Raw genomic sequence first — 25,654 nt, forward strand, 5'->3', positions numbered from 1 at the left:
GGTCGCGACCTGATTTACTGGACACATGTCCGTGACGCAGCCTGCCGAAGACGAGGTTCTCTCCGGAGAAGCGGTCGCCATCGATATCCAGCCCGTCGGCTTCTTCCTCCGCGCGCTGGGCGCAGCAATCGACGTCGCACTGTCCGTCGTCGTGATGGTGCTGTTCGTCCTGATCCGGCTCTGGACGATGGGCTTCACGGGCGGCGACCCGGCGCTCGACCGGATCCTTGTGATCCTCGCGGCGGTGTTCTCCTTCGTCGTCCTCCCGTGCACGATCGAGGTGGCAACCCGCGGCCGGAGCCTCGGAAAGCTCGCCGTCGGTGGTCGCATCGTCCGTGTCGACGGCGGCGCGACAGGTTTCCGCCACGCATTCATCCGCGCTCTCGTCGGCGTCCTCGAGATCTACATGACGTTCGGTGCCGTCGCACTGCTCACGGGCGCCTTCTCGCCCCGTTCGCAGAGACTCGGCGATCTCGTCGCCGGCACCTACGCGCAACGCGTGCGCACGCCCGCGCTGCCCGTGAGCCACCCCGTCATGCCCGCAGAGCTTGCCGAGTGGGCTCAGATCGCGGACGTGGCGCGGATGCCGGATCGCCTCGCCCGTCGCGTTTCGCAGTTCCTGCAGACGGCCTCACGGCTGACTCCCGCGGCACGTGAGGGCGTCGCGCGCGAACTCGTCAGCGAAGCATCCGCGTACATCTCCCCGCTGCCCGCCGCGCACCCCGAGGCGATTCTGATCGCCGCGACGATCGTGCGTCGCGAACGCGAGTCTCGTTCCCTGGCGATCGCGGATGATCGTGTTGAGCACCTCACACGGCGTCGCGTACGCCTATAGCGGCACCCCAGGGCAGGAACGACGAACGGGCGCCGGGTGGCGTTTCCGCACACCCGACACCCGTTCGGTGTCACTCTGCCTTAGGCGTCTGTGCTGCCCAGTGCGCGTCGGCGCACGAACAGGAGCACCGCACCCGCGATGACGGCTGCGAGACCACCACCGACCACCCAGCCCGGAACGGGCGTGCCGCCGGTCGTGGCGAGGTCACCCGCACCCGGCGTGCCCCCCGCGCCCGTGCCACAGGTCGGCTTCGTCAGCGTGAACTGCTTCGTTGCCGTGCCGTCCGTGTGGAGCGTCCACCCGTCACCGGAGGTCAGCGCGTAGCCGGCCTCAGGAGTCGCCGTGATCGTGACCGTCTCGCCAGCTGCCGGTGAGGCGTTCGACGAGGTGTACACGATGCCCGGCGTCGTCGGCAGCGTCAGCGTGGCGCCCGCAGCGCAGGTCGCCTGCGTGATGCCCGGGTCGACCGTCACCGGAGCACACTCCAGCGCCGCGGGGATCTCCATCTGCATGGTCGCAGTGAAGTTGTCCGGCGCGACGGTCCAACCGGCAGCCGGGTCCAGCACGTAGCCGGGCACTGCCGTCGCGGTCACCGTCACTGTGGTGCCGGGAACAACCGACCCCGCGGTGATCTCGTAGGTGACTCCCGTGGAGATGTCGAACACGACCGTCGGGGTGCTGGTCCCGCCTGCGACGCAGACGTTCTCGATGGTCGGAGTGACCGGCGTCACCGCGACCGGCAGAATCACACAGCCCGGGTCCACCAGCGTGATCACACGCGTCGCCGTCTTACGATCACCCGAGATCGTCCACCCCGTCACCGACGCATCGAACTCATTCGTACCCTCAGCCGTCGCCACAACCGTGACCGTGCCACCAGCAACCTCCGCACCCGACTTCACATACGTGACATCAGCCGAATCCGCAGGCAACGTCACCGACGGCGTCGACGCGACACCCGCCGTGCACACCGACTCCACAACCGTCGGCAGAACCGGAACAACGGTGCTGCCGCCGGGCACGGGGGCGATCATCGGCGTGCCGCAGGTCGAGTCCGCGTCACCGAGGAAGGGGAACGAGTGGAACTCGCTGCCGTTGCCGTTGTCCTGGGTAAGGTGGCCCGCCACCCAGACGCGACCGTTCGTTCCGTTCGCCTTGTGGTACGTGTGCGAGTCGGAACGCGGAACGACGATGGATCCCGGCACCTGGGCTCCGGCGATCTCCACGCGGGTCGACTCCGGGAACGCCCAGAGCGTGCGCGACGCGATCTGACCGAAAGCGACATCGCCCATCGGGATCGCCGCCTCGCCGTTGTAGAGGCCCTGCACGTTGACGATCGCAGGCGTCGTGCCCGTGACCTCGATCACAACGATGTCCGTCGGGTCGATGTCGAAGAGGTGCAGCGTGAACGCACGCGCAGACAGGTCTGCGGCAGGGATGGAGAACAGGTGACGATCGGCGCCAGCGGTTCCGCGAAGCTCCAGTCGACCCCACGACTCGGTCTTGTACGTGCCGGGGGTGCCGGTGAGGTTGCGTGTCGTGAAGTCGCTCAGCACCGCGAAGTCATTGTTCGGCCAGTTCGCGAAGTTCGAGCCCAGCGCCGCGGCCCGGCCCAGTGACTCTTCGACCGTGCCGCCGCCGCCGAGGACGAGCTTCGCCTCGGTCTCGATCAGCCCGCCGACCTTCACGTTTCCGGGGAGGAGCGCGTCGTCAGCCGCCTTCGAGCTGATCTCCGCACGCGACGTGCCGTTGATCGTGAAATCGCCACCGACACGCACGAGGTCGGTGCCGGAGACGGGAAGCACACCCGATCCGACGCCAACCCAGCCCATGTTGAACAGCGCATTGCCGTCGAGCAGCGCATCGCCGTTGACGACAAGCTGGCCTTCAAGCTCTGCGCCGGCCGTGCGCGTGAAGTTTCCGCCCACGTATACCGCGACGTTCTCGTCGATGGGCTGGGGCTTGGACGTTCCCGCGGACGAGACGTTTCCGACACCGGAAACCGCCTCACAGGCTTTGAAGCTCGCGGGAGCGATGGGCGCGGCGGGCAGCGGCGCAGCGGCGGCAGCGGTCGCAGGCAGCACAAGGCTGCTTCCGACCAGCAAGACCCCTGCGAGAGCTGCGATGTGTTGACGCAGACGCATGTTGTCCTATCTTGTTCTAAGAATTCGGGCACACCACGAATCGATAGGGCAGATGTCCCCCACCTGCGGGCGCCCCTCAGAGCCCGCTTCCCCAACGCGATGCGATATCAGGATATCGGGAATTTGAGCTAGACGCTAAACAAAATACGCGAGCCGCGCTTTTTCGCTCAGTAGCGGTAGTGCTCCAGCTTGTAGGGACCGTCGACAGGCACACCGATGTATGCCGCCTGCTCGGTGCTGAGTCGAGTCAGCTGAACCCCGAGGGCATCAAGATGCAGGCGGGCGACCTTCTCGTCGAGCGCCTTCGGCAGCACGTAGACGCCGACCGGGTACTCGTCGATCTTGGTGTAGAGCTCAAGTTGCGCGAGCACCTGGTTGGTGAACGACGCGCTCATGACGAAGGAGGGGTGCCCCGTGGCGTTTCCGAGGTTCATGAGGCGTCCCTCGCTGAGGACGAGCACGCTGCGCCCCGTGGGCAGACGCCACTCATGCACCTGCGGTTTGATCTCGATCGCCGCGGCGCCCTTCAGCGACTCCAGCCCCGCCATGTCGATCTCGTTGTCGAAATGACCGACGTTCGCGACGATCGCGAGGTGCTTGAGACCGAGGATGTGCTGCGTCGTGACGACGTTCTTGTTGCCGGTGCCCGTGACGACGATGTCGACCTGGTCGATGACGTCTTCCAGGCGCGTCACCTGGAAGCCGTCCATCGCGGCCTGCAGGGCGCAGATCGGATCCACTTCGCTGACGATCACGCGTGCGCCCTGGCCGCGCAGCGCTTCGGCGGCCCCCTTGCCGACGTCGCCGTAGCCGCACACGAAAGCGACCTTTCCGCCTATGAGCACGTCAGTGGCACGGTTGAGACCGTCAGGCAGGGAGTGGCGGATGCCGTACTTGTTGTCGAACTTGCTCTTCGTGACAGAGTCGTTCACGTTGATCGCAGGGAACAGAAGAGTCTCGGCCGCGGCGAGTTCATAGAGCCGGTGCACACCCGTCGTGGTCTCCTCGGTCACGCCCAGGATGCCCGCCGCCACTCGGGTCCAGCGCTGCGCGTCGCTCGCCAGCGAGGCCCGCAGAGTCTCGAGGATGATGCGGTACTCATGCGCGTCGGCCTCCGCAGCCTCCGGAACAGCGCCCGCGGCTTCGAACTCGACGCCCTTGTGCACGAGAAGTGTCGCGTCGCCGCCATCATCGAGAATCAGGTTGGGTCCGTCGTGTCCGGTGGATGACCAGTCGAAGATGCGCTCGGTGCACTGCCAGTACTCAGCGAGCGTCTCGCCCTTCCAGGCGAACACGGGAACACCCGCGGGCGCATCGACGGTGCCGTTCGGACCAACCACGACAGCCGCGGCGGCTTCGTCCTGGGTCGAGAAGATGTTGCAGCTCGCCCAGCGCACCTCAGCGCCCAGCGCCACGAGGGTCTCGATGAGAACCGCCGTCTGCACCGTCATGTGCAGGGAGCCCGCGATGCGCGCGCCCTTGAGGGGCTGCTCGGCCGCGAACTCGGCGCGCAATGCCATCAGCCCAGGCATCTCGTTCTCTGCCAGCCGCAGCTGGTGGCGTCCGGCTTCTGCGAGGGAGAGATCGGCGACGGCGTAGTCGAAAGTCGTGGACATGGTCGTATTGTCCCAGGTCCGGTCGCGGCGGTTGGCCGCGTGACGACATCGAAGGACTCAGGTGCGGAGCGCTTCGTGGCGCACGATCAGCCACCCGGCGGGCACCGACAGCCGCTCCGAATGCGGTGAGCACAGATCGTGGGCGTGCGGATCGTTCGCCGCGCCCAGTGGGCCCAGCGCAGCCATCTGATCGCCGTAGTCATACGTCAGCGTGGCGACAGCCTCGCGGGCGCAGCCAACCTTGGAGCAGATTCGTCCGTGCATCGCCCACAGCTTAGACATCGTCGATGCCCGAGACCGGATGCCGCGCGGCAGAGCGCCTAGACTTCTGAACATGCCCCGTCGACGCTCTGCATCGGTTCCGCCCGCTCCGCGGCGCGCGACACGTCACGGCCGACACGGCCGCCTGGGGCGCAGCCCAGTGGTGCGCCCGCCTCTTCCGGCACTCGACGGTCGGATCGACACGTTCGATCTGACGGTCAGCACGGCAGTGGACTTCCTCTGCTCGGTGTGGCCGGAGCTTCGCGATGTGCGCGTCGAGGTCGCTGCCATGCCGAGCATCGACGACCCCGACGGCATGCCCCGGTGGTACGTCGATGCCGCGCACCACCGCATCGTGCTGTTCCGTGTGCCGATCGAGCGACTGCTCGTTCCCGGGCACGATGACCTCGCCCACCGACGGATCGCGATCGAGAGCGCGGTCTTCCGTGCCGCCGCAGAGTACACAGGCCGTGAGCCGTGGGACCTCGGTCCGCACGGATTCCACGACCACTGACCGATCCCCTCTTAGGGGTAGACCGTCACCGCGCTGGATGAGGCGGCTGACGGCCAGACCGGCCATCCCGCGATCGCACCGGGCGTCGCCATCGTGATGGCCGCGTGCACGGGCCCTGTCGTTGACAGACCGTAGGCGGCATCGCTGTCGACCTGGATCAGCGCCGCGCTCTGGGCTCCCACCACGACCTCGCGCTCGTCGCCGTTCGCGAAGTCCGTGAGCGTCACGACCGTATCCGCGTCGGTGTTGTTGCGCAGATGCAGCGTCGCGGCCGGGCCTCGCGGCACAGCGAACGTCGTCGGCTCGGTGATCGTCGGGGCGGGCGTCATCCAGGCATAATCGACGCCGGCGCCCACACCCGTCGACTGCCAGGCGGCCGCGACCACAGGCTCGTCGGCTTCGATCTCCACGCTGTACACGCCAACGGGAAGTCCCGGCAGATCCACTTCGACGGGCTCTCCGGCACGCAGATCGATGCTGATCTCGTCACCGACGACCCGGGCGCCATCCGCCGTGCGCGTCGTCAGACGCACGTTCGTGTCATTGCTCGGCGCCATGAGCCGCACGATGGTCATGGATGCTTCGTCGGTGGCCTCGACAAGCACCTGCACCCCGGCCAGCACCTGGCTGCGCTGCGGCTGGCCGGTGCCGTCCTGCAGGTCGATGCCGCTGGGGTCGAGGACGCGGATGAGGCTCGACTGCAGCATGGTTCGCAGCGGAGCGCCGGTTGCCGTGACGCGCACGATCGGCGTGCTCTCGCCCGCGGCTCCCGCCGCGAGGGGGACGGACACCTGCGTTCGCGGTGCGAGCACGATGTCGCTCGTCCGGGTCGGTCCTGTCGATCCGTACACGGTGAAGGATGCGGTCGCGGTGACGTCACTCGGGTTCGCGATCAGCACGATATCGCTCGTGCCAGTGCTCGCGGCGCCCCCGACGATCCAGGATTCCATGCTGGGCGCGCGGCAGGCGGATGCCGCAAAACCCGCGAGGTCCGGTCCCATGACCGACACGGACTCGGCGGCGGCGATCTCGACGGCCTCGCGCGCATCCGAACGTCCGATGTACATCGTCTGCTCGCTGGCCTCGGCCAGTTCGGGCATACGGAGCTGATGCTCTTCGACCCGCACTCCGTCGGCCGCCCCCACGGTGATCTCGGGCCATGCATCCGCGGTGATGAGCGCCGCATTGAGCGGATCACGGCCCAGCGCGCGCAGCGGACCGGCGCAGGTCAGGAAGATGTCACCCGAGATCGGGGTCACCTCGACGTTCGCAGGGGTATGGGTGACGGTCGGCCAGGTCAGCGGCACCGAGACGATCGCGCCGGCCACGACGGCTGTCGAGACCGCGAGCCCCGCGATGATGCGTGCGCTGGTCGCGGCGACGCGCACGGCGTTGGGCTTGCTCATCGCGATTCCTCCTTCGAATCGTCCCCGTCGGGCTGGTCGTCCGGCGTCACGTCAGCAGAATCCGGAGCGTCCGGCGCAGCCGTGTCGGAATCGACCCGGGGCTCAGCACTCTCGGCGTCGATGACCGCGGCGTCGCCGGGGACGTCGTCGCCCGGATCCGACGGTGTCGACGCCTCGGACGGGGTGTCCGCTTCGGGTGCGGCGGCATCGTGCTGCGGAGCATCCACCGGGGCTTCCGTCGCTTCGTCCGCAGCCGCAGGCGCCTCCTGCATCGTCGGCGTCGAGCGCACCACGCGGGGCGACGCCGGTGAGACCTCCGAGCCCAGCCCAACGATGCGCGAGCGCCCACGGGCGGCACGGCGCGACGCGCGCGTCGGCATCGCCAGCAGAAGTGCCGCGAGCAGCACGAGCAGCGTCACGCCGCTCACCACACGCGACGTCGCCTGCTGCGTCACCGTCAGGTCAGCGCGCGCCGACGGCTCCGCCTCCAGACGCCAGAGCACGCCCTTCGAGGTCTCGCCCACGCGGACGAACCCCGCGCGACGGTCAAGCGCAGTGATCGCGCCCAGTCGCTGTTCGCGCGCGGCATCCGTCTCGCCATCGTCTGCGCGCGCCAGCAGGACGAAACGCACGCCCAGGGCCGCCAGCTCTTCCGGAGCGTCGAACTCGCGCGCGGAGATGAGATCGACAGCGAGGACACTGATGTCAGTGCCCTGCGGGGAGGTCGCCGTCGAGAGCATCGTGCTCTGCCCCGAGAGCGTGTCGCTGGCACCCCAGACCACGTCGAGCGCGATACCGCCCGCAGGCTGCGGCGTGAGAACGAGCGTCCCGAGGTCGCGATCGCCTCGCGCCTGCGCCTGCACATACGCGGGAAGCGTGCTCGCGGGACCGTTGGTGAGTGCGGATGCATCGCGTGCGACGGCCGTCATCGCCGGGACGGCTCCGACGGCGATCGCAAGCGCCGCCACCACCGCGGCGGTCGCCCGCAGCGTCGGCAGCGTGATCGCCGAGTCCAGCGTGATGAGTGCCGCGCCCACCGCCCCGATCCAGGCAAGGCTGAGGGCTGAACCGGGCCAGATCGAGACGGGAATCGAGTGCGCGAAGCTGACGAGGATCCCCACTGCCGCAAAGGCTGTGGCGAGTCCGAGCCCGGCGACGACGAGCGCCAGGATGCCGGAGGTCCAGCGCGGCGCGACGGGCGCGACGAGCGCCAGCGCCGCAAGTGGAGCAGCGGTCCAGAGCGCCCACGCAGCCACCTCGGCCCCGAACATCCCACTCCACCCGGCGAGGTCCGGCGTCGGGAAGCCCGCGGCAAGCGCAAGTCTTCCGATCGCGTCGGGGGCCGCGTGCGGCAGATTGACGATCAGACCGGGGTCGGCGAAAATCGCCCAGACATTACCCTCAGCGAGTTGCCAGATCACCAGCGGGGCGAACACGACGACGGTGGGAATCAGCAGCCACAGCAACCGCACGGCGCCGCGGAACTGGCGGTGCACGAGCGCGACGATGATCGCGACGATCCAGAGGATGAACAGTGCCGGCGCGAGCGAGGGCGCGCATGCGATGACGGCGAGAGCGATGAGAGAGGCCGCACCGGAGGCACCCCACGAACGGTGTCCAACCAGGGCGGCGTGGAACAGCCACGGCAGGAGCAGGTGGACCAGCACAGCCGCGGGCCGTCCTTCGGTCAACGCTGTCAGGAAGGTGGGCGCGAGCGCCCAGACGATCGCGGCGAAGATGCGCAGTCCCGCACGATCCGTCAGACGAGTGGCCGCGAACCATCCGCCGAGAACGGCCAGAGGAAGGGCGAGGACCCAGAGCAGCACCAGCGCGTACGACGGTGCACCCGGCCATAGCGAGCCGAGCACCGCGAGCACTCCCGCGAAGGGGTCGGCCGGGCCCACGACTTCGACTCCGCCACCGCGCAGTCCCCATGCGGCATCGCGCCAGAGCGCTCCGACGGTCTGGCGCAGAGGCAGAAGCGCTCCGCCACCGATCGACGGCCAGGCGAGGAGGCTCGTGAAGGCGGCGACGCTCACGACAAGAGCACCGAGTACCGCCCAGGCACCACCGCCGGAGAAGAAGCCGAGCTCCTGCACGTGCGCGCCTTCGGCACCGTGCCCGTCATCCAGGCGCTGGCGCATCTCGGCACGGGAAACCCGCAGCGGGGCGATGCTCGCCCAGGAAGCCTTCCTGATTTCGCGGATGCCTCGGCGAGACTGCGCAACCGCTCCCCCGTTCACCATCGCCACGGCCGCGGCGCCCCATTCGGGAGCGACGGCCGCGGGGCGCTTGCCGATCAGGTGCAGGATCGATCGCCAGAGCGCGAGAGGAATCAGTGACAGCCAGTGCAAGGGGACGGCCGCCGCCGGCGCATAGGCGAGGCGCCGGTGCAGTTGGGCGCGGCGGCTCGCGAATGCGTGCGCGGCGGTGCCCGGTCGCAGTGCGGAGTCCGGCGACACCGCGACGCGCGCCTTCGCTGTCGGCGCGAGTCGTGCACCAGCCAGGCGTGCGCGGATGCCGAGGTCGAGCCCCTCGTCTTCTCCGCCCAGTCCAGGGTCCGGACGGAGTGCACGCCGCCACTCGGCGCGGATCAGCAGTCCGCGGATATCCGCGCCCAGCGCATCATCCTTGCCGTCGTGCTGTCCCTGGTCCAGTTCCCCCGCGACCGGATCCACGGCGCGTCCGAATCGCGTGACCGTCTGACCGAAGGAGACGAGCTCATCGGGATCCGTGCTGCTCACGAGCTTCGGCGCAGCGATGGCGGCAGAAGGGGAACGCTCCAACGCGCCGACGAGGCCCTCCAGCGCCGTCGGCTCAGGAATCGTGTCGTGCGTCAGCAGCCACACCGCTGATCCCTCAGGGACTCGCGGGAGCGCGAGAGCGACAGCGGCAGCGAAGGAGGTATTCGCGCGCGTCTCGACGATGCCCTCGGCGACCGCGGCGACGGACGCGGACTGCCGCACCGCATCAGAGGCGCCACACACGACGATTGTGAGGGCGTCGGGGGCGTACGTCTGGCGCGAGATCGCGTCGAGCGCCTTCAGCAGGCGGGCGAGGGACGTCGCGCTGGAACGTGTGACAAGAATGGCGTGAACTCGGGCAGGCATGACGTGGTCAGCCTAAGCGCCGATGTCGACCTTGCTCGCTTCCGACTCCGCGCGTCGAGGATTCATCGCATCAAGATGCGCACAGAAGCGTCAACTTGCGCGTCGCTTGAGCTTGCGACGCTCCCGCTCGGAGAGTCCACCCCAGATCCCGAATCGCTCATCATTGTTGAGCGCGTACTCCAGGCATTCGCCGCGCACATCGCAGGAGGTGCAGATGCGCTTGGCGTCGCGCGTGGAGCCACCCTTTTCGGGGAAGAAGGCTTCGGGGTCGGTCTGCGCGCACAGGGCGTCGGTCTGCCAGGCGAGAGCATTGTCGTCGTCCGCGGAGGGTCGACGTATGCCGGGAACCCCAAGGTTCACCGGATCGACAAACCAGTTCTCGGGAACTTCTGATCGATAGCCGGCCATGGTCTCCCCTCCTATCCGACTCCTGCACCTTCCGGCGCAAGCGCTTGACTAATTACACCCGTGTCATTCGCTCGGGTCAAGTCGCGGATAGTAAACCCTCAAGCAGGGCTTTAAGCTTTACGGCGTGTCGGCGGCGTGTCGCCTCTCGGCGTCGCCTCGTCAGTGAGAACCCGGCTCTGCGACGAAGACCTCGCCGACGCCGGAGAGCACGAGCGTCGACTCTGCAGGATCCGCGAACACCGCCGTTCCCACCGGAACCGGCAGAGCCAGAGCATCCGCGCCGATGACACGAACATCTCCGCTCGTCGCGAGCACCATCGCCGGTGCCTGCACGTCGACCACGACATCCTCACCCGACAGCACCACGCGCGACAGCGCGAAGTCGTCGACCGGGACCGGGAAGCGCTGCACCGTCAGTCCGGGATCGGGACGGATGATCTCGACATCACCGGGAGTCGTATCGACGATCGTCAGGAGTTCGGCGACGTCGATGTGCTTCGGTGTGAGTCCGCCGCGCAGCACGTTGTCACTCGCTGCCATGATCTCCACTCCGAGCCCGGAGACGTAGGCGTGCAGAAGCCCGGCCCGCAGGAAGACGGCCTCGCCGCGTCGCAGCACCACGAAGTTCATGAGCAGCGCCACGATCACGCCCGGATCCCCGGGGTTGCGGGCTGCGATCTCACGGATCGCGACCAGCGTCTGGGCGAACTCCGCAGCCACTCCGCCGTGCACGGCGTCGATGACGTCGGCGACCTCCGCTGGCGTCGCCTCGGCGAGCGCCCACTGCAGCGCCGCCCGCAGCGGGTCTTTCTCCCCGTCGAGCAGAGCACTGAGACGGGAAAGCCCCGCAGATTCCTCGGTCGATGAACGCAGCTCTGCGAGCAGGCGACGCGAAGCGGCAAGCTCACGCAATCCGCACAGCGCCTCGAATCGCTCGCTCAACGGCACGATCAGCTCGGGCTTGTGGTTGTCGTCGCGGTAGTTTCGCCCGGGGGCGTCCGCCGCGAGGTCCGCTTCTCTCGCGAATCCCTCGACGGCCTGGGCCTTCGTGGGGTGCACCTGAATCGACAGCGGGTCCTCCGCCGCGAGGAGCTTGAGCAGGAACGGCAGCTCTCCCCCGGTGACGGCATCCAGTGTGCGCCCGTCGGGAAGATCGGCGGGATCGCCGGCGTGGTCACCGAACCACACCTCGGCCTCGGGAAGCTCCGCCGGAACTCGACCTTCCAGAGCGGCGAGCAGAGTCTTCGATCCCCATGCGTAGTCGCGCGGAGCATTCGTGAGGGAAAGCAGCATGCCCCCACATTAGGTCGGAAACGATGTGTCACAGCGCCCCGCCACGCACCAGGTGCAATTCACCCGCGCGCGATAGCCTGAACCACGATGGCGCAGATCTCTCGACTCTCGGTCTCTCCCGCACCGACCGCCCCTCCCCGTGAGGCGACCGGTCACCTCTTCCTGCGCGGATACGTCATCCTCGTACTGTTCGTCACGTTCGCGCACACCGCCGTCTTCAATCTCGTAGGCCCGATCGGATCCACGATCACGCTTGGCGTCCTCACGGCATCGACCCTCGCCATCTGGATCCCCGCTCTCGCGAGGCAGCGCCCGCAGCGGTATCCCTGGCGGCGCCTGCCCTGGGCCGCACTCGCCTACGTCGCATTCGCACTGGTGTCGGTGGCATGGTCGCAGTGGCCGGCGGCCACCCTGCTGACCGGTGCTCTCCTGCTGTCGATCACCGTCAACGCGCTCTTCATCGCGGCGTCGCTCAGCTGGCACGAGATCATCCGAGCGCTCGGATCCGCGTTCAAGTGGATCCTCGGCCTGTCTCTGCTCCTCGAGCTCTGGGTCTCGCTCGTCCTGCGGGCGCCGCTGCTGCCCAACTTCTTCGACGCCCCGAGTGAGAAGATCAACCCGCACTGGTACTGGGTGCGCAACAACCTCCTCGACGGCGGCCGCATCCAGGGCATTGTTGGAAACTCGAATGTTCTCGCGATTCTGTGCATCATCGCGCTTGTCGTCTTCGGCGTGCTGATGGCGGCGGGCGCACGCCGCCGCGGCACCCTGATCGCGTGGATGGTCCTCGCCGCGTTCTTCCTCGTCCGCGCGGGATCCGCCACAGCCGCCGCCTGCGCCGTCGCTGTGACCGTCGTTCTCATCACGGTGCTGCTCATGCGGCGAGCGCGTGTCCCCGAGCAGCGCACGCGCATCTATATCGCCTACGCCGCTGTGGCCGTGGCGCTCCTCGCCACGGTCTGGTTCGGGCGAGACGTGCTGTTCAGCGCACTGGGGCGCAGCTCGGATCTGACCGGCCGTCTGGACATCTGGCAGACGGTGCTTACGCGTGCTGCGCAGCATCCTGTTATCGGCAACGGGTTCTCGTCTCCCTGGGTGCCGTGGGACCCAGGCTTCGCCGGATGGATCGATGACCATGGCATCACGGTGTTCCACGCCCACAACATGTGGGTGGACGTGTATTTCCAGCTCGGCGCGGTGGGAGTGATCCTCATGATCGCGACCTACCTCTCTCTGGTCTGGCGCTCGTGGTTCTTCGCCGTCGATCGCCCCCGCTGGGACCTGAATGCGCACCGCCGATACTCCGCGCTCGCGGTCCTGCCGACTCTTCTCGTCGCCCTCCTGCTCACGCAGGGGCTCGCAGAATCCGGCCCGATCATGCTCTGGGGCTGGATGCTCGTGGTGCTCTTCAGCGCGAAGATCAAGGCGGTCCCGCTCGTCGGGGTCGGACTGAGCGAGCGTGCGAATCTGGTCGAGGGCGGACCACGCCGGAAGCAGGCTCCGTGACGAGGGATCCGCACGGTCTGACGCGCATCCTCGCCTCCGCCGAGATGGCGCGCGCCTTTACTCTCACCGTGCTGCTTGCGGTGTTCTCCTCCTTCGCGATCGTGCGGATCAGCGGGCTGATGACGTTCACGACGATCGTCGTCACTCTGTGCGCGATCGGTTTGGCCATCCTTGTCGTCCGCCGCGACGAGCTCTCTCTGCTTCGGCTCGCACCCACGTCGCTGATCGCCTTCCTCCTGTGGGCTCTGGCGAGCGCATTCTGGTCGACGGAGGCGGCGGATACCCTGCGCGGCTGGGCGGCACTGTTCGGCTTCGCCTTCCTTGCGGTGACCGTCGGTCACATCCGCGACACGCTGCAGACCGTCCGCGCGATCGGCGACACCCTGCGGATCCTGCTCGGTGTATCGCTCGTGCTCGAGATCTTCTCCGGCATCCTCATCGACACCCCGATCCGACTCCTGGGCATCCAGGGCAATCTCGCCATGGGCGGCCCTGTCCAGGGCATCTTCGGCAGCCGCAACATGCTCGGCTTCATCGCCGTGATCGCCCTCGTGACTTTTGCGGTCGAGCGCCGTTCGCAGTCCGTCCCGAACGCCGTCGCGATCCCCTCACTCGCCCTGGCGGGACTTCTCGCCCTCTTCTCGGCCTCGCCGACCGTTCTGGTCCTGGCCGTCGCCGTCGGCATCGCCACCGCGGGCCTCGCCGTCGTGCGGCACGCCCGCCCCGAGCGCCGATCCGCGCTCCAATGGACACTGGGAGCAGGTGTCGTCGTCGCTCTCGCCGTCGCCTTCCTCCTGCGGCATCGCATCATCGCCTGGCTCGACGCAGGAAGCGACTTCAGCACGCGCGCCGATCTATGGAACGCGCTCCTCGACCAGTGGGCCCGCCGACCCCTCCACGGCTGGGGCTGGTATGGCCCCTGGCAGGCCGACGAGTTCCCCTTCAACGCGATCAACTTCTTCACGAAGGACCAGCACCGCACCGCACTGAACGCCTACTTCGATGCGCTCCTGCAGGTGGGCGCCGTCGGCTTCGCGCTCATCGTGCTCTTCGGCGGCATCGCCCTCGTGCGCTCCTGGCTGGTCGCGAGCGTCCGACGCTCCGTCGTCTATGCCTGGACACCCCTGCTGCTGGTGACACTCGGCGTGGAGTCGATGTTCGAGAGCTTCACGCTCTCCGGTCCGGGATGGTTCCTTCTGGTGCTCTGCGCTCTCAGAGCCGGACAGTCACGGTCGTGGCGCGAGAACATCGATGCCGCTCAGACGGGGACGATCCCGACACTCCCGCCGACGGATCACCGCTGAAGGGCACGACGCTCAGGGTTCAGCGCTGACCACCAAGGTAGGCTGATCTCTGCTCATCGAATCTGGTGGGCTGTTCCCTCTCGGAGATTCTTTCGTGCCTCACGTCTTGCAGAACGTCGTCTTTCCGCTCGATCGCGACCCGGATCTACTTCCGCTCTACGCCGACCCGGAGACCTGGTCCCTCGTCGACGACAAGACCGTGCGCATGTCCTCGCGCGCGCACCTGGGAAACATCCTCGGTCGACGCAGCGCCCGTGTGCTCTCCGGTCGCCGCGTCTCCCTTGGCACCTACTTCAACGCCTTTCCCGCGTCGTACTGGCAGCACTGGACGAGCGTTCGCAACGTTCGTCTGACCGTCCGCACGACGGGTCCCGCGACGATCCTGGTCTATCGCTCCAGCGGAGAAGGCGCCCGTCAGCGCGTGGCAACACGCGAGGTGTCCGGCGAGGCCACGACGAGCTTCGATCTCGTGCTTGAGCACTACAGCGACGGCGGATGGATCTGGTTCGACGTCGTCGCCGACGAGAAGAACGCGGTGCTCTCGAGCGCCGAATGGACCACCGAGCAGGACCCGGTTCGACACGGTAAGGCCTCGCTCGGCATCACGACGTACAACAAGCCGGACTACTGCATCGAGACTCTCCGCGCGCTCGCGGACGCGCCCGAGGCACTGGAGCTGATCGATCGCATCTTCATCGTCGATCAGGGCGACCAGCTGGTGCAGGATCAGCCCGACTACGCGGCCCTCGCGGAGCGCCTCGGCGAGACGCTGCAGATCATCCGGCAGCCGAATCTCGGAGGATCGGGTGGCTTCTCGCGGTCGATGCTCGAGACTCTGCAGCGTCCTGAGAGCGACTTCGTGCAGTTGCTCGATGACGACGTGCGCATCGAACCCGAGTCTCTGCGGCGCTCGATCCTGTTCGGCCGCTACGCGACGAAGCCCGTTCTCGTCGGCGGGCACATGTTCGACCTGCTCGACCGGCCCAAGCTCCACGCCTGGGCAGAGGTCGTCGATGAGACGCCCTTCATGTGGCGCTCGCTCTACCAGGAGACCCTGCCGCACGACTTCGGTGCGTCGAATCTGCGTCAGTCGCCGTTGCTGCACATGCGCATGGACGCCGACTACAACGGCTGGTGGATGTGCCTGATCCCCCTCGATGCAATCCGCAAGGTCGGCCTCGCCATGCCCGCTTTCATCAAGTGGGACGATGCCGAGTTCTGCCTGCGCGCCCGCGAGGCCGGCTACCCCACGGTATCGATGCCCGGCGTCGCGCTCTGGCATGTCTCCTGGGTCGGCAAGGACGACACGATCGACTGGCAGGCGTACTTCCACGCACGCAACCGCATCGTCGCCGGACTGCTGCACTCCGAGGCACCCCACGGCGGCACCCTCATCCGTCACAGCCGTCGGGTCGACCTCAAGCATCTGATGATGATGCAGTACTACCCCACAGCACTGCGTGCTCTCGCGCTGCGCGATGTGCTCTCGGGCCCCGAGCACATGCGCAAGACGCTCGGAACCGCGATGCCTCGCGCCCGGGCGATCGCCAAGGACTTCCCCGAGACCGTCGTGTATCGCGACCCCGAACTGGTGCTGCGCTCGCGGCGCGGGCGTCAGGTGTTCATGAAGCAGAAGCAGAACGACGGTCCGAGCGGTTGGGCACTGCGATGGTTCACTGCGACGACCCTCATCCGACACTGGTTCCACCAGCCCGACCCGGCCAACGTCGAGATGCCCGAGGCGGAGTTCAGCAAGAGCGACGCGTACTGGTGGCGCGTTCCCGTGTTCGACAGTGCTCTCGTGAGCTCGGCCGATGGCTCCGGCAAGACGATCTACACGCGCGATCGTGCGAACTATCGTCGGATGCTGCGTGATTCCGTGCGCCTGCACCGTCAGCTCCGTCGGCAGTGGCCCGACCTTCAGCGCCGCTACCGCGCCGCGCTTCCCGAGCTCGTATCCCCCCAGTCCTGGCAGCAGATCTTCGAGGAGAAGGCATGACCGAGGCTGTACCCGCCTCCCCGAGCACCGGTGCGTTCGACCCGGCATCCGCGACGATCGCCATCGTCACATTCAATCGCTCTCACCTGCTGACGGGCCTGCTGGAGAGCATCAGCGCGATGGAACCCAAGCCGGGTCACGTCGTGATCGTCGACAACGCCTCGCAGGATGACACGACCGAGGTCGTCGAGTCGTTCCGCGATCGCATCGGCACCGAGCTCGTCTACCGCCGGCTCGACACCAACACGGGTGGATCGGGCGGCTTCAGCGAGGGAATGCGGGTCGCCTACGAGCTGGGATCCGAGTGGATCTGGCTCATGGACGACGATGTCGAGGTCCTCCCCCAGGGTCTTGCCCAGATGGGCAAGTGGGCTCCGCGCTTCAAGAGCATCCAGGGGCGACGCTACGACTATGACGGGAGCGCGTTCTACTGGCAGTACCGCATCGCAGAGCGGATGGGCATCCCGATCCCCTTCGCCCCGGCGGGCTTCGACGCCACCGGCTTCAAGGAGATGAACAGCGGATGCTTCGAGGGGATGTTCATCCACCGCTCGATCGTGCAGCAGATCGGCCTGCCTGACCCGCGTTTCTTCATCTACTGGGATGACCAGATGTACGGATGGCTGGCGTCGCGGAAGACGACGGCCGTCATCGTGGACGAGTTCGTGCTGCGCCGCACGCGCGAGATCAAGCAGTGGGACATGGGCATCCGCCACATGAACGCCTCCAGCAACGCCTACCGCTACTACATCATGCGCAACCGGGCATACATCAAGCACTACTACCGCGCGCTCGGGGTCTACAACCCGGTGCTCTTCGGCCTCGGGACGACCATGACGTTCGCCAAGGAGCTCATTCGCCTGCTGTTCGTCGAGCGCACAGTGCGCGGCACCAGCAATCTCTTCCGAGGGATTCGCGACGGTGGCCGCATTGCGCGCGACCGTTCCTGGCAGCCCATGGCACCCTTGGAAGCATGAGCATGAACGAGCAGCAACCGGACGTCCAGTGGGTCTTCCCTCCGGAGAAAAACCGCGCCGGACGCGTGTGGCTGATCGTCGGTCTTGTCGCCGCGGTTCTTCTGATCGCGGGGGCCCTCGCCTTCTTCCTGATTCCGCGGGATGGGGCTCCGACTCCCGGGTCGTCGAGTTCTCCTTCGCCTTCCGCGAGTGCCACGCGCACGCCCACACCGACTCCTACGCGTACGCCGACGCCGGTTCCGACCGTGTCGCCGGCGCCACTGCCTTCCGCTCCCGTGACGGAGCCGCCCGCTCCAGTCGAGCCGGGCACAGGCGAGTTCGGCGCCGCGGTCGCCGGACGCCTCGCCGATGCCAGCGTCGGGCTTGATCTGATCGCCAACGGCGCGGATGCACTGCCCATCATCGATCAGCTGGAACTCGATGCGCAGCAGTTGGCGGACACGGTCGCGCCCGCCGCACTCGATGCGCAGTGGCGAGAGTCAGTGAATGCCTACGCGAGCAGCCTGCGTGCGCTCCGCGACGTCGTCAACGCATCCGAGGATGTCTCCTCCGCGGTGTCCACCGCGGCCGCGAACGTGCAGCAGCTGAAGGCGATCGCGGGCGTCTGACCGCCTCCCTTCAGCCCACGTCACGCGTGACGAGAATTGGTACGCGTTGCGCGGGGATGCGGGATAGGTCGATGACTGTACGCTCGCCGAGCGCCGCTGCGAGTTCCACCCGGTAGCGTGTCGGAGCCACCCCCTGACATGTGGCGGCGGCTGGCTGATCGCTTGGTGGCGCTACCGCCACGGCAAGTTCGATTCGATCGTCGAACTCGCGGAGCCGCACGATTTCTATGCGACCCTCGGCGCTCAGTCCGCTCCGACAGGTCATGTCTGACACCCAGATGTCAATGAAGGAGTCTTCCGGACTGTTGTCCGCGGCGAGCGCGATCACGGGGTTGTCTGCATCTTCGCGCAGAGGCAGTTCGAACGCGCACGTGTTCTCGAACGTCGGATACCACTGCGAAGCATCGACCGGCTTCACGGGATCGATGAGGAACAGTCGCATCTCGTAGTCGGCGGGCAGCGTGATGTACTGGACGGTCTCTGAACTCTGCGGCCGCAACAGCACCACACGATCCGCGCGTTCCTCTCCGATGATCCAGTCCTCTGGGAGCGTCTCGAAGGCCACCCCTTTCGCGTTCGGGCCGAGATCTTGGCGCGTCACGGCGGCCGCGGCGGCAGGGCCGAGCTCGGTTGCAGGACGCGGATCGAGAAGTGCGTCGACTTCGAAGGTCACGTCGAGGAAGCCATGACCGTTGCACACGACCGTCGTGGGCAGCGGCAGTTCCTGCGTCAACGATGTCCTCTCCGCGGTATCCGCAGAAGCAGACCGGGGCGAGGCGCTCTTCGAGCCGCTTTCGCGGTCCACCGGGGTGCATGCGGCGAGCAGCAGAACGGCAAGTGACATCACACCGATCTGGCGCACAGCGCGGGCTCTCGCGCTCATTCTGCCTCCTCGGAGCGCGTCGGGGCAGCAGCAAGCGGCTCAAGACCGAACCGCGCGCAGCTGATACCTCCCGGCAGCACGATGAGCGCGCCGTCGCTGACACACACGCCCGCATCCGTGCCGCGGGAAGAGGCCTGGAACTCCACGCCGATCTCACCGACATCGGCGAGATCGGGTGCCGCGGAGGACTGCGGTCCGGCCTCCGACAACGCACCGTCCTCGGCACTCTCTTCCGCCGTCGCGCACGCCGCCCTCAGGTCGGATTCGGTGACGACGAGACCGGATGCCTCGACGTGCACGATCGGCGCGGAGCTCAGGATCCGGGTGATGTGCGCAGGCGAGCCCGTCGCGCTCTGAGGCACGACATCAGACAGCACCGCCCCCGACACGCAGTGCACCTCCACGGTGGCCGTCGCCGGCGGAGTCGGTAACGCCACAGGGGCCCTCTGCTCCGGTAATCCCGCGATCCCTGTCCCGACCGCAATGGCCCCCGCAACGGCCGCAGTTGCCAGGCCCATCGCGGCCAATCGCGACCGCCCGTTCGTGCGCCGCGCTGGCATCGCTGCTGTGTCGTCACGGGCGTGTGCGACCAGCATCCGCCGAAGGCTCGCACGGAACTGCGGATCCATCGCCGTCTCGCGCATGCCTTCGCTCCCGTCTCGCGTGTCGTTCATCCCTGGACTCCCCGCCACTGCGACACCACGTCCGGGTGCCCCGCCTCCAACGCCTCGCGGAGCCGCTTCTTCGCGCGAGAAAGCCGCGTCCTCACGGTCCCTGCCGGCACGCGCATCAGCACGGCGACCTCGCGCGGCGGCAGCTCCTCGATGACGCAGAGCATCAGGATCTCCTGGTCTCTACGACTCAACTGACCGAAAGACGACTGCACGGGTGCGCGACGACTCGTCACGCCCTGTTCCTCTGCCACGTGCTCGGCATGATCCGGCGCATCCTCGATCCGCAGCTGTCGCAGTGCGCGCTCATGACGGATGCGGCCGCGCTCCAGATTGCGCGACAGATTCGTCGCCGTCACCAGCAGCCAGGCAAGCGGCGAGCCGTCCACGACACGCACACGGGTGCGTGACCGCCAGGCCTCCAGGAAAACCATCGCGGTGACGTCCTCGGCGTCCGCTTGCTGTGCAACCAGACGACGCGCATGACGGTACACGCGGTCACCGTGACGATCGAAGATCTCGGCGAACGCGGCGTCATCTGCCTGCGCCGCACGCGCCCACAGCGCGGCATCCGCCTGCATCCCCGTCACCGCATCCCTCCTCCACATACACCTGAGACCCCCTGCGGCGGGGTCTAAGAAGGAGTGTCCGCGGAAGGCGAAACGTTACACACGTCAGCGCGAGTAGTCGGCGTTGTACCTGTCGAGGACGTCACCGATCGGGGCGTCGAGCACGAGGGCGCCCTTGTCGAGATAGAGCCCTCGCGTGCAGAACCGGCGCAGGTCACGTTCGTTGTGACTGACGAAGAAGAGCGTTCGTCCCTCGCTGAGCAATTCGTCGATGCGCTTGTAGCACTTGTCCCGGAAGGCCTTGTCGCCGACGGCGAGAACTTCATCGACCAGGAGAATCGGTTCGTCCAGCTGCGAGACCACGGCGAAGGCGAGTCGCACCTTCATCCCGTTGGACAGGTGCTTGTAGGGAGTGTCTTCGAACCCATCGAGCTCCGCGAACGCGATGATGTCGTCGTAGCGACGGCTCACCTCCGCGCGCGACATCCCATGCAGACCCGCTGTCAGGCGAACATTCTCACGCACCGTGAGGTCACCGACGAAACCGCCGGTGATCTCGATGAGCGGAGCGACGCCGCCGCGCACCGTGACCGTGCCCTCATCCGCCAGCAGCACGCCGGCGACGAGACGCAGCAGGGTCGACTTCCCCTGACCGTTGCGTCCGACCACCCCGATCGCTTCACCGGGAGCCACGGCGAACGACACGTTGCGCAGCGCCCAGAACTCACCAGGGCGGGAGCGTCGGGATGCGCCGGCGAAGAGGTCCTTGAAACTCCGTCGTCCTCGCCGATTGCGGCGGAACCGCACGCCGAGGTCCGTGACATCGATCGCATTCACCATGGTCACAGTCCCTTCGCACTCACCAGTGCAAACGCCGCCAGCGAGAGTGCGTCAGCCACGACGCCGTCGACGATGAGCTGCTCGGCCTCAGTCATCGTCACCCACCGTTGATCGATGATCTCGCCATCGCCTGCAGCGGGGGTCTCCTCCGCGACATCGCAGACGATGACGGCCACCTGCTGCGGGAAGATCGCCGAGTCGGTGACGAACTGCCCGGCAGCCCGCGGGTTCACCGCACGCAGCCCGACCTCTTCGCGGAGCTCACGCACCCCCGTCTGCACGGGACTCTCACCGTCATCGCCGCCTCCTCGCGGCAGCTCCCACATGCGACGGCCCGCAGCGAGCCGTTCACTGAGCACCAGCAGAACCTGCCCGGCACGCCGTGCCATCACCACGGCGCCAGGGCGTCCGTCCCCGACGACGAGCCGATGATGCTCATAGGAATGGTCACCCACCTGGATCGGGCCGGCCACCTCGAGCCGGACAGGAAGAGCGTCCCTGTTCTCGTACACGACGCGAAACGGCTTATCCATCAGAACTCCTGCCGTAGAGCACGAACCGGGCACGGGGCGCTCTGGTCAGCAGCGACCGCAAGGCGAGCAGGGAGTCGAACGGCACCGTCGTCAGCAGCGCACCGGCGAAGGCAACCCACGTCCACGGATTGTCCAGCGCACCGATGTCCCACTGCGGCAGAGCCAGCACGATCACGACGATCGCGATGAGCACTTTCGCCGTGGAACCGGTGAGCACTGCACGGCGGGTCCGAACCGACCCCGCCTGCGTGGCGACGAAAGCGAGATCGCGCATCCTCCCCCAGGTCGGCCGCTCCCTCAGGCGCAGCCTCTGCGAACGTGACGCATCCCACGCCAACGAGATCGTCGCGGGCGTGCTCCGCCGCGCCCAGTCGACGAAATCCGCCGAGATCGGGAGTTCGACATCCTGCTCACGCACGACGATCGGACGCCGAACATCGGTCTCGAAGCTCACCCAGTCTGCGCGGACATTCTCCGCGATCATTCGAAGGTATGCCGTGTTCCACCACGCCCGAACCGGCGCGGAGTCCTCCTCAGAGAGCCCAAGCCCATCGATGCGCGCGAAAGCCACGCTGCGGCTCCGGGTCTCCGAGAGCTCTGCAGCGGCGATGGCGGCGGCGAGATCGGCATCGTCACGATGCTCGATCGGCATCCCACCCAGTCGGAGCGAAGACCCCGCACCGCTCTGCTGCTCATAGCTGATGAGCCCGGCCTCGACCGCTCGCAGCCACTCCTCCCACGCCGCCTCGATGTTCGCCGGGACCCCGCTCGCCGAGCGGATCTCCGGCACCGACCAGAGGAAGCTGCTGTCGTCCCGTCGCGCACGCAGACCTTCACGCAGTGTGGCGTATGTGCCGGTGATGGTGAGCGGATAGTGCGCGTACGCGGCGCCCAGCTCACGAAGGAGGCCCTCTGGTCCGAGCGAGAGAAAGTACGCTCCGTCCAGCAGCATCGCGTCGGTGATCAGAATGTCTCCCGAGACCAGCATGCCGAGGCGCAGCATCCCGGTCAGCTCGACCGTGGCCGCCCGGGCCCCGCGATCTGCGAAGCGCGTCGCCTGTGCCAGCGAATCGAGCTCGGCGATGAGGATGCGCGTGGCAACCATCAGAGCTCCTTCAGGACGACACGCTCGAGGCGACGGAACACGAAGACTCCGAGTGCGAGGATCGCGAAGCTCAGGACGGCAGAGACGACGATCGGAGTCGTCTCCCACTGCTCGGGGAAGAATCCGACGCGATAGAGCGTGAAGATGCCCGCCAGCGGATTGAAGATTCCGAGCACATCGAACGGGGCGGGCAGGTCGGACAGGCCGTAGATCACCGGGGAGGCGTAGAAGAGCGCCCGCAGGATCAGAGCAGTCGTGCGTTCGAGGTCCGAATAGAGCACGCACAGCGGCGCGATCAGCAGCCCCAGCCCCACGAGCAGTACGGTCTGGAGCAGGATCGCGACGGGGAACCACAGCAGCCCCCAGCCGACCTGGGCACCCGCGAAGACGGCGAAGAGCACGAGCACGGGCATCGAGAAGAGGAACTCGATGCCCTTGCTCAGCACGATCCGGTTGACCCAGATCGACCGCGGGATGGAAGTCGAGCGCACCAGCCGGGAGTCCTTGCGGAACGCGCGAGTGAAATCGGAGACCGACGTGTTGAACCACACCCAGGGCAGGAGCGCCACGATGAGGAAGACGATGTACGGCTCTTCACCGATGCGGCCACCGCGGTTGAACACCTGCGTGAACACGAACCAGTAGATCGCGCTCATCACCAGCGGATCGAGCACCGACCACAGATATCCGAGGAAGCTCGTGGCGTACCGCACCCGCAGATCGCGGGCGGACAGCAGCCAGAGCGAATGCAGGTATCGCCGGGGCGTCCCCGGCGCCCCGACCGTCGCGTGACTCACGATGTTGAGTCTAGGAGAGAGTGTTGTTCCACATCGACAGCGCCGAGCCGATGGCCATGTGCATGTCGAGGTACTGGTAGGTTCCGAGGCGCCCACCGAAGTGCACGCCGTCCTCGCCCTTGGCCAGTTCGCGGTACGCCAGCAGGCCCTCACGGTCTGCGGTCGTGTTCACCGGGTAGTACGGTTCGTCGGCGCGAGTCGCGAACCGCGAGTACTCGCGATGGATGACCGTCTTCTCCTGATTGAAGATCTCGGTGCGCTCCGGGTGGAAGTGCTTGAACTCGTGGATGCGCGTGAACGGGACATCCGCGTCGGGGTAGTTCATCACCGATGTTCCCTGGAAGTCGGCGATATCGAGAACCTCTTCCTTCAGGTCGATCGTGCGCCAGCTCAGCTCGCCCTCGGCGTAGTCGAAGTAGCGGTCGACCGGACCGGTGTAGACGACCGGCACCTGTCCGACGGTGGCCTTCTTGTTCAGCGGCTGGCTCTCGTCGAAGTAGTCGACGTTGAGCTGCACCTCGATGTTCGGGTGATCGGCCATCCGCTCCAACCATGCCGTGTAGCCGTCGGTCGGCAGGCCTTCGTGCGCGTCATTGAAGTAGCGGTTGTCGTACGTGTAGCGCACAGGAAGGCGGCTGATGATCGACGCGGGAAGCTCCTTCGCGTCGGTCTGCCACTGCTTCGCCGTGTAGTCGCGGATGAACGCCTCGAACAGCGGGCGTCCGATGAGGCCGATGCCTCGCTCTTCGAGATTCTGCGCCTTCTGGGGGTCGTGCTCCCCCGCCTGCTCTGCGACGAGGGCGCGCGCCTCAGCGGGTGTGTAGGCGGCGTTGAAGAACTGATTGATCGTGCCGAGGTTGATCGGCAGCGGGTACACGATGCCCTTGTGGGTCGAGTACACGCGGTGCTGATAGTTCGTGAAGGTCGTGAATCGGTTCACGTACTCCCACACGGTCTCGTTCGACGTGTGGAACAGGTGCGCGCCGTAGCGGTGCACCTCGATGCCGGTTGTCGCCTCCGCCTCGCTGTACGCGTTGCCCCCGATGTGGTGACGACGGTCGATGACGGTGACCTTGCGGCCTGCGGCAGCAGCGCGCTCCGCAATGGTGAGGCCGAAGAATCCCGACCCGACGACAAGAAGATCCATAGGTCAATCGTATCGGCGCGGCGCATCCAGCCTGAGCGGATGCTGTGCCCGGGGTCAGACCACCGCGTGATCGATGAGGGTCTGAATCACGCGCTGCGCGGCATGTCCGTCTCCGTACGGCGCCTCCGCCGTCTCGGCGGGGCGCGGTCGAGAGGCGGCCGCGGCGATATCTGCCGTCTCGGTCGCGAGCACGTTCCAGCCCAGCTGGACGGTCTCCACCCACTCGGTCTCTGTGCGCACGGTGGTGCACGGCACGCGCAGCAGGAAGGCTTCCTTCTGGAGACCGCCCGAGTCGGTGACCACGCCGGCACTGCCGAGGACGGCAGCGATGAGCTCCGGGTACGCCAGCGGACGGTGCACCCGGATCGCGCCCCGCTCTAGAGCGATGTCGGCCGCTGCGGCCTTCGCGACCAGGCGAGGGTGGGCGAGCAGGACGACCGGCTTGTCGAGGTCGGCAAGCGCCTCGAGGACGGAGGCGAGCTGCGCGGGATCGTCGGTGTTGTCGGCGCGGTGGATCGTGGCCACGTAGTACTCTCCGACGGCGAGTCCGAGCTCCTCCCGCAGGGATGACGGGACTCCCGCGACCTCATCGCGCACCTCGTAGAGGACGTCGGTCATGACATCGCCGACGAGCACCGTGCGGGCGGAGAGACCCTCGTTGCCCAGGTGCGTGACCGCGACCTCGGTCGGCGCGAGGAGGAGATCGGCGGCGTGGTCGGTCATCACCCGGTTGTGCTCCTCGGGCATGCGACGGTTGAAGCTCCGAAGACCCGCTTCGAGATGCGCCACGGGAATGTGCATCTTCACCGCGCTGAGGGTCGCCGCCACGGTGGAGTTCGTGTCGCCGTAGACGAGCACCCAATCCGGACGATGTTGATCGAACACGGCGTCCAGCGCTGCCAGCATCGCCCCGGTCTGCACTCCGTGCGAACCGCTGCCCACCCCGAGATGCACGTCCGGTGCGCCGATGCCGAGATCTTCGAAGAACACGTCCGACAGCATCGGGTCATAATGCTGCCCCGTGTGCACGATGATGTGCTCGACCCCCGCGGCGAGCGCCGCCTTGTGGATCGGGGCGAGCTTGACGAACTGCGGGCGGGCGCCGACGACGCTCAGAATCTTCACAAG

At 67.1% G+C, this 25,654-nt stretch carries 23 protein-coding genes; 7 read left to right on the forward strand and 16 right to left on the reverse strand.

Annotation, left to right across the window (positions count from 1 at the left end):
• Positions 1 to 25 precede the first annotated feature (25 nt).
• Positions 26 to 835, forward strand: coding sequence for an RDD family protein (locus JOD62_RS02380; protein ID WP_204937732.1), 810 nt, complete (start codon positions 26 to 28; stop codon positions 833 to 835).
• Positions 836 to 915: 80 nt separating this feature from the next.
• Here the strand turns inward: JOD62_RS02380 and JOD62_RS02385 are convergent, their stop codons facing one another.
• From JOD62_RS02385 to JOD62_RS02395, 3 genes are all read right to left on the reverse strand, one after another.
• Entirely contained in the window at positions 916 to 2,979 is a 2,064-nt protein-coding gene (locus JOD62_RS02385) for a choice-of-anchor A family protein (RefSeq protein WP_204937733.1), read from the reverse strand.
• A gap of 167 nt (positions 2,980 to 3,146) precedes the next feature.
• Positions 3,147 to 4,595 carry an adenosylhomocysteinase gene (gene ahcY / locus JOD62_RS02390; RefSeq protein ID WP_204937734.1) on the reverse strand — a complete coding sequence of 483 codons (1,449 nt, stop codon included), beginning with the start codon at positions 4,593 to 4,595 and terminating at the stop codon, positions 3,147 to 3,149.
• Between the two features lie 57 nt (positions 4,596 to 4,652).
• Positions 4,653 to 4,859: a DUF3499 family protein gene (locus tag JOD62_RS02395; protein WP_204937735.1), complete on the reverse strand. Its 207-nt coding sequence runs from the start codon at positions 4,857 to 4,859 to the stop codon at positions 4,653 to 4,655.
• 70 nt (positions 4,860 to 4,929) lie between these two features.
• On the opposite strand from JOD62_RS02395, the gene JOD62_RS02400 reads away from it, so the two are divergent.
• The gene (locus JOD62_RS02400; protein WP_239526518.1) at positions 4,930 to 5,370 is read left to right on the forward strand and encodes a hypothetical protein; all 441 of its coding nucleotides are present in this window, start codon (positions 4,930 to 4,932) and stop codon (positions 5,368 to 5,370) included.
• Positions 5,371 to 5,381: 11 nt separating this feature from the next.
• On the opposite strand, the gene JOD62_RS02405 is transcribed toward JOD62_RS02400, so the two are convergent.
• The 4 genes from JOD62_RS02405 to manA all read right to left on the reverse strand — a co-directional run bounded on the left by JOD62_RS02405 (position 5,382) and on the right by manA (position 11,587).
• Positions 5,382 to 6,776, reverse strand: a complete 1,395-nt coding sequence (locus JOD62_RS02405) for a DUF5719 family protein (protein WP_204937736.1) — start codon at positions 6,774 to 6,776, stop codon at positions 5,382 to 5,384.
• On the reverse strand, positions 6,773 to 9,886 hold the full coding sequence (locus JOD62_RS02410; RefSeq protein ID WP_204937737.1) for a glycosyltransferase: 3,114 nt from the start codon (positions 9,884 to 9,886) through the stop codon (positions 6,773 to 6,775). The genes JOD62_RS02405 and JOD62_RS02410 overlap by 4 nt, the downstream gene beginning before the upstream one ends.
• A 90-nt stretch (positions 9,887 to 9,976) precedes the next feature.
• On the reverse strand, positions 9,977 to 10,294 hold the full coding sequence (locus tag JOD62_RS14975; RefSeq protein WP_271171593.1) for a WhiB family transcriptional regulator: 318 nt from the start codon (positions 10,292 to 10,294) through the stop codon (positions 9,977 to 9,979).
• Positions 10,295 to 10,453: 159 nt separating this feature from the next.
• The gene (gene manA, locus JOD62_RS02420) at positions 10,454 to 11,587 is read right to left on the reverse strand and encodes a mannose-6-phosphate isomerase, class I (protein ID WP_204937738.1); all 1,134 of its coding nucleotides are present in this window, start codon (positions 11,585 to 11,587) and stop codon (positions 10,454 to 10,456) included.
• 87 nt (positions 11,588 to 11,674) lie between these two features.
• On the opposite strand from manA, the gene JOD62_RS02425 reads away from it, so the two are divergent.
• The 5 genes from JOD62_RS02425 to JOD62_RS02445 all read left to right on the forward strand — a co-directional run bounded on the left by JOD62_RS02425 (position 11,675) and on the right by JOD62_RS02445 (position 17,981).
• Positions 11,675 to 13,093 (forward strand): O-antigen ligase family protein, encoded by a 1,419-nt coding sequence (locus tag JOD62_RS02425; protein ID WP_204937739.1) that lies wholly within the window; start codon positions 11,675 to 11,677, stop codon positions 13,091 to 13,093.
• Entirely contained in the window at positions 13,090 to 14,397 is a 1,308-nt protein-coding gene (locus tag JOD62_RS02430) for an O-antigen ligase family protein (RefSeq protein WP_271171594.1), read from the forward strand. Before JOD62_RS02425 ends, JOD62_RS02430 begins: the two co-directional genes overlap by 4 nt.
• Positions 14,398 to 14,491: 94 nt before the next feature.
• Positions 14,492 to 16,396, forward strand: a complete 1,905-nt coding sequence (locus tag JOD62_RS02435) for a glycosyltransferase (RefSeq protein ID WP_204937740.1) — start codon at positions 14,492 to 14,494, stop codon at positions 16,394 to 16,396.
• Complete coding sequence (locus tag JOD62_RS02440; protein ID WP_204937741.1) at positions 16,393 to 17,373, forward strand: glycosyltransferase; 981 nt, start codon at positions 16,393 to 16,395, stop codon at positions 17,371 to 17,373. Before JOD62_RS02435 ends, JOD62_RS02440 begins: the two co-directional genes overlap by 4 nt.
• A gap of 2 nt (positions 17,374 to 17,375) precedes the next feature.
• Entirely contained in the window at positions 17,376 to 17,981 is a 606-nt protein-coding gene (locus JOD62_RS02445; RefSeq protein WP_204937742.1) for a hypothetical protein, read from the forward strand.
• A 10-nt stretch (positions 17,982 to 17,991) separates the two neighbouring features.
• On the opposite strand, the gene JOD62_RS02450 is transcribed toward JOD62_RS02445, so the two are convergent.
• The 9 genes from JOD62_RS02450 to wecB all read right to left on the reverse strand — a co-directional run bounded on the left by JOD62_RS02450 (position 17,992) and on the right by wecB (position 25,651).
• Entirely contained in the window at positions 17,992 to 18,864 is an 873-nt protein-coding gene (locus JOD62_RS02450) for a hypothetical protein (RefSeq protein ID WP_204937743.1), read from the reverse strand.
• On the reverse strand, positions 18,861 to 19,538 hold the full coding sequence (locus JOD62_RS02455; protein WP_204937744.1) for a hypothetical protein: 678 nt from the start codon (positions 19,536 to 19,538) through the stop codon (positions 18,861 to 18,863). The genes JOD62_RS02450 and JOD62_RS02455 overlap by 4 nt, the downstream gene beginning before the upstream one ends.
• Positions 19,535 to 20,116, reverse strand: a complete 582-nt coding sequence (locus JOD62_RS02460; protein WP_204940024.1) for an RNA polymerase sigma factor — start codon at positions 20,114 to 20,116, stop codon at positions 19,535 to 19,537. Before JOD62_RS02460 ends, JOD62_RS02455 begins: the two co-directional genes overlap by 4 nt.
• A gap of 93 nt (positions 20,117 to 20,209) precedes the next feature.
• A complete protein-coding gene (locus JOD62_RS02465) occupies positions 20,210 to 20,944 on the reverse strand; it encodes an ABC transporter ATP-binding protein (RefSeq protein WP_204937745.1) in 735 nt (244 codons plus the stop codon).
• 2 nt (positions 20,945 to 20,946) lie between these two features.
• Complete coding sequence (locus tag JOD62_RS02470; protein ID WP_239526520.1) at positions 20,947 to 21,477, reverse strand: NUDIX hydrolase; 531 nt, start codon at positions 21,475 to 21,477, stop codon at positions 20,947 to 20,949.
• Positions 21,470 to 22,582: a hypothetical protein gene (locus JOD62_RS02475; RefSeq protein ID WP_204937746.1), complete on the reverse strand. Its 1,113-nt coding sequence runs from the start codon at positions 22,580 to 22,582 to the stop codon at positions 21,470 to 21,472. Before JOD62_RS02475 ends, JOD62_RS02470 begins: the two co-directional genes overlap by 8 nt.
• Positions 22,582 to 23,379 (reverse strand): ABC transporter permease, encoded by a 798-nt coding sequence (locus JOD62_RS02480; RefSeq protein ID WP_204937747.1) that lies wholly within the window; start codon positions 23,377 to 23,379, stop codon positions 22,582 to 22,584. The genes JOD62_RS02475 and JOD62_RS02480 overlap by 1 nt, the downstream gene beginning before the upstream one ends.
• A 10-nt stretch (positions 23,380 to 23,389) precedes the next feature.
• The gene (glf, locus tag JOD62_RS02485; protein WP_204937748.1) at positions 23,390 to 24,526 is read right to left on the reverse strand and encodes a UDP-galactopyranose mutase; all 1,137 of its coding nucleotides are present in this window, start codon (positions 24,524 to 24,526) and stop codon (positions 23,390 to 23,392) included.
• 54 nt (positions 24,527 to 24,580) lie between these two features.
• Complete coding sequence (gene wecB / locus JOD62_RS02490) at positions 24,581 to 25,651, reverse strand: non-hydrolyzing UDP-N-acetylglucosamine 2-epimerase (RefSeq protein WP_204937749.1); 1,071 nt, start codon at positions 25,649 to 25,651, stop codon at positions 24,581 to 24,583.
• Between the last annotated feature and the right edge of the window lie 3 nt (positions 25,652 to 25,654).

Source organism: Microbacterium keratanolyticum, from assembly GCF_016907255.1.
Lineage (GTDB): Bacteria > Actinomycetota > Actinomycetes > Actinomycetales > Microbacteriaceae > Microbacterium > Microbacterium keratanolyticum.